The following is a 1,510-nucleotide window of genomic DNA, read 5'->3' as shown; positions in this document are numbered from 1 at the left end:
GTATTGGAATAAGTTGATTAAAAATTAACTTGTCACTGCTTCATATTTTGTTATTTATTGTACTTGGCTGATTTTTCATTTTTAACCTGCATTTTTGAGAAGCTGACCCGCTTTTCAGGCCACTTTTTTCTTCAGGTTATGTGCAATGGCTATCCATCCAAATTCAGTGGTTACTTTGGCCTTGCCGCGGAGCATAAATCTCCTGAAGCCTTTGTTCTGCTTAATGTTTCCGAAGACTGCTTCTACATCCTGTGGCCTTTGTTTGCGGTGTTTAATGCCTTCTTCACTTGTCAGTAACTGCCGGGCTTTTTGCTTGTGTTTGTTGAGGGCATGATTCACTTCTATGCTCCTGTTGTCTTTCGATTGATGACAGACGCCCCGCAAAGGGCATCCGTTGCAATTCTTCGCCTGGTATCTTGATATGGTTTGCTCAAAGCCATTATCGTTTTTCTTTTTGTATACAGCTACTTTTTGCATATGCTGGCCCATGGGGCATACATAAAAATCTTTTTCTTCATTATAATATAAATGATCTGCTGCAAAGGGATATTTCTTGAGCCGGATGCCCTGCTGCTCCTGGTGGAAGTAGTTATACTTCACAAAAGCAGTGCAGTTGCGGGCTTCAAGACAGGCATAATTTTGTTCAGATCCATAGCCGCTGTCGGCTGTTACAATATCGGGTGTGTGGCCATAGAGTTCTTTGAAGCTTTCAAGATGTGCCGGCAAGGTTAAGGTATCTGTGGGGTTGGGGAAAGCATCATAATTTGTGATGATCTGGTTATTGGTGGTGATCTGAACATTGTAACCTGGCTTAAGCTGGCCGTTGCCCATGTGATCCTCCTTCATGCGCATAAAGGTGGCGTCCGTATCTGTTTTGCTGTAACTGTTTCTGCCATCCAGTACATCGTCTTTTGCTTTGTATTCATTGAGTTTGGCCGGAAAGTTTTTTTTTACATAATGCAGCTTCTGCTTTACTTTTTGCGGTACTTGTTTATCCCGGATAGCTTCTTCAATCTGCTTTACCGCCTCACTTACTTTTGCGGCATCAATGCTTTTAAAATCAAGTGGTGCGGTATCCTGTAACTCCTCATCCGCTACGGACTGGGCGTATTGCCATAGCTCATCAATTTGCTTTACCATTTTTTCCTTATTGGTTTTGATGGCCTTGCCCCATACAAATGTGTAGCGGTTGGCATTGGCTTCTATTTTAGTTCCATCTACATATGCTTCTTTTAAACTGACCAACCCTTCGCCAGCGAGCAGTAATACTATTTGTTTAAAGATGTCTTTAAGTACAGGGGCTACTTTTTTAGACCGGAAACGGTTGATGGTGTTGTGATCCGGCTCGCAGTTGCCGCAAAGCCATACCATGTAAAGATTGCTTTTGATAGCTTCCTCAATTTTGCGGCTGCTGTATATATTAAAGATGTAACTGTAAATAACCGCCTTCAAAAGCATTTTAGGATGATGGGAACTCGTGCCGCCTCCCTTGTAGGTTCTGTACAGTTCA

At 42.5% G+C, this 1,510-nt stretch carries 1 protein-coding gene; it reads right to left on the bottom strand.

What is annotated here, in order from left to right; translation table 11 throughout:
* Positions 1–114: 114 nt before the first annotated feature.
* A partial coding sequence (locus QWZ08_RS28150; RefSeq protein ID WP_290341380.1) for an IS1182 family transposase occupies positions 115–1,510 on the bottom strand: 1,396 nt, incomplete at its 5' end.

The organism is Ferruginibacter paludis (genome assembly GCF_030409685.1).
Classification (GTDB): domain Bacteria; phylum Bacteroidota; class Bacteroidia; order Chitinophagales; family Chitinophagaceae; genus Ferruginibacter; species Ferruginibacter paludis.
The sequence above is the reverse complement of the archived record's forward strand: the minus strand, read 5'-3'. Positions and strand labels throughout refer to the sequence as shown.